This is a genomic window from Marinobacter sp. OP 3.4 (assembly GCF_036224885.1).
Lineage (GTDB): Bacteria > Pseudomonadota > Gammaproteobacteria > Pseudomonadales > Oleiphilaceae > Marinobacter.
This window is the reverse complement of sequence record NZ_JAVVLT010000081.1, coordinates 1-2,983: the sequence shown is the minus strand read 5'-3', so window position 1 is coordinate 2,983 and position 2,983 is coordinate 1. Positions and strand designations below refer to the sequence as shown.

The 2,983-nt window shown below is 50.1% G+C and carries 2 protein-coding genes; both read right to left on the bottom strand.

Annotated features, from left to right (window positions below):
* Window positions 1–280: 280 nt before the first annotated feature.
* Window positions 281–919: a gamma-mobile-trio protein GmtX gene (gene gmtX, locus RO069_RS13895; protein WP_091849379.1), complete on the bottom strand. Its 639-nt coding sequence runs from the start codon at window positions 917–919 to the stop codon at window positions 281–283.
* The gene (gene gmtZ / locus RO069_RS13890; protein ID WP_328188334.1) at window positions 912–2,939 is read right to left on the bottom strand and encodes a gamma-mobile-trio integrase GmtZ; all 2,028 of its coding nucleotides are present in this window, start codon (window positions 2,937–2,939) and stop codon (window positions 912–914) included. Before gmtZ ends, gmtX begins: the two co-directional genes overlap by 8 nt.
* Window positions 2,940–2,983: the final 44 nt, after the last annotated feature.

Here is a 2,983-nt window from a genome sequence, read left to right as displayed (position 1 = left end):
TGTGGCCTGACGGCCACTCGGAGGTGGGTCAAAATTAATGGCCAGTAGTGGGTCACTTTAATTGGCCACTAACAGCAGTATTTTAAGCAGCTGTCAGGCGTCTAGGATATCGGGGGCTTGCCAACAAGCCGAAATCGGGTAACTTTAAGGGGTGAGCCGGATCGTTCAACAAACGACTGTTTGATGATAAGGTGTTTTTGGTTGTCGCTAGTTGCATGCAATTCATTAACCGCGGCAACGAGCCTTTTTATATGAACATTGGCTAAAAGCGCTGCTATGCTTATGGGCCAATATCCAGACTCAGCAATTTCTCGATTCCATCTACAAAGCCGTTTCGAAAGATTATTTTTCCGGTGTGATCTTTGATGCTGCCACGGTCTGTTTTAGTCCAGCCCTTTACTTTCAGGGATTCCTCAGAAATGGCGTCTTTCAATGCATCAATCTCATGGTTCAACAAGCGCGGCAAACGCGATTCAGGCGTGTCTTCAGTATCGGCTCGATAATCAATTTCCAGTTTCTTGATCGATGCAAACCTTTTATTTTCGGCCCGCAATTTACGGACCTTCGAAATCAGATCGAGTATGAGGTAGTGGTGGGTTTTATTGCTTACTTCGTCAACCCAATCGTACTCTCCCGAAGGCGTGGTCTGTGCTTTGATCGCTTTCTTTTTCTTGTTTCCAAGCGCTTGCCAAGCCTCAATAACCGCTCTGTAGGCAGCCCCGGTTTTGTTTCGGATGGTTTGGCTGCTCGGAACGCCACGGCTGGCGCCCAATTTCGCAATCGTTGCGACTTTGAAGTCAACCGCACCAGACTCGTAATGTTCCTTGCACACGGCCTGAATCGCCTCCAAGGACTTCCTCGAACGAGAACTTTTCAATTGTCCCAGAACGGCCTCGTAGACCTCTTTTGGTTCACTCATTGCAGCTCTCAATTCCTAGTGAAAACTTCAAAGATGCATTCATGGCGGACTCGATCTCTTGGCGCACATCGCCTAACTGTAATGGCCCCGCGAGGTCTTCCAGAGTGATTTGGCCATTGATCAGCTGGTCAGCAACGTGCCAGTTATTTTGTGTCACTTGCATAATCAGCCGAACGACCTGATTAGCAGCTTTGAGCTGCTGATCCTCTGTCAGGCGGAATATCGCGGGAGCGATCCCATTGGTATCCGCCAATTTATCGAGCATTTGACTCAGCAAGGGACGTGCTCTGGAGGCGCTGGCACTTTCGTAAATTTCAGCATTAGCGCAAACCTCGGCAAGCAACCTGAACTCGCTGCTTTGCTCCTCCAAATGCATCCCCATTTCCACGTAATTGTCGCTAACAATCAGTTGGTGCTGGCCTGTCTCCGAGCTGATCAGTAGTTCGGTAGCTTGCGAAATCAGCCGGTATAAGTGCTGCAGATCCGTGAGAAGCATGTCGAGCTTCTTGGCCCTCTCTTCATACGCCGAGGTGATCTTTTTCAGCGTTCTCTCTTGGCCAAAAAACTGTCCTGAAGACTCGGCATCATATCGCTCGTCATCCAGTATCTGCCTTTTTTCTTCTAGTTCATGGTATTCCTCGCGGGTGACGTTGATCTCCAGAATGATTTCGTTGGCAATGGCCGACAAACCTCCCAAAAACGCCGGACCCGTGATGAAGAATCTGCATTGAGGACAATTTCTAGACCCGAGGTAGCCACTGGGAACTGGCGAATAAATTGCTTCAGTCTTCCGCTCAACCAGTGTATGGCCACCTTCGCTACACTTGGTCCCGCTCATGGGGCAGATACCTATGCTCATGAGCTGGAAGGCTCCAGAAGGCCAATCAGGTGTCAGACACTGATCCATAATGGCTCGATCTGTAGCGATCAACTCCGGGCGAGCCTCTTCGATTTTTTTTTGGATGATAAGGTCTTCGTAACGGCGGTGGCTCTGCTCAAGTGCCCGTTTTTCAGCCGCCGCCATCTCCATCCGCATTTTGCTGGCCCCCACTTTCGTGTAGTAAATCGTCATCACCAGCGATGCATGACCAACTAGCTTCGAGATTACTGTGATGGGCGCTCTGCCATCGACAATGTAGGCAGTGATAAGGCTGACGCGCAAAGCGTGAGGGGTAAATTGGCTCCTATACTCCACACTGTTCTTTTTCTCGATTTTCTCTGCTAGGTCCTCCTCCCGTCTCTGGCTGTAGAATAACAGTGCAGGCAGGGTTCGTGTGAAAGCGGTGGTCGTGAACATGGGCGATAACTTTTCATCACAGGCGTTAGACGCCGGATCACGGAACAGGAACGCTTGTTTTCCGCGCCTTTTGAGGACGTCATTGTGTTGCGGATACCGCAGCCTGATTTGCGTCCACGGTGTGAGTTCTTTGATAGGATTGTATTTGGATTGCCACTCCCGAAGCTGGACAACCCAATACGCCAGATCTTCCGGCATGAAGGGAATATCGTAGCCTCCATGTTTCTTTCCGGTTTTGTTCGTCGTGATGTACGAACTCAACTCACCATCGTCATTTCCTTTCCGTATGAAGCCCTGATTCCGTTTGCGCGTCGCAAACTGGCTTGGGTTATTGATCCAGTTGACCTTCCCATCGCGCCATATCGGAACAAACTCATCTCCCTCTCCGCTGTCGAGCCAACAAATCTGCTGGCCTCGTAGTGGAATGGATAACAGCGTGTAGTTCGCGACAATTTTTACGGGCGACCATAACTCGTACACCTCTTCAGAATAGCGCTCGCCATCTCGCTTTCGGTCTTTTGTCACCGCTCGATAAATGCAGTTTGGGTCGCTGTCATCTATTAACTGTGGATCAACCTCAAACCAGCAGTCTTCCAGGAACGCATGCAATCGATAGAGATCGCGAAACGACGTTGCCTCAGGGGGAATCAGATGCTGTTTGGCTCGCAAAATGGCCTCCATGGGCAGTGGAGGCTTGTTCGATTCACTGCGCCTAGCCCGGATTTCTCATGAACACTCGGATGGCAAATTTCTGCCAGCGTAGTGAC

Bases quoted from the DNA above. Each gene is read 5' to 3' on its own strand.
- gmtX (WP_091849379.1), bottom strand. From the start codon at position 919: ATGAGTGAACCAAAAGAGGTCTACGAGGCCGTTCTGGGACAATTGAAA.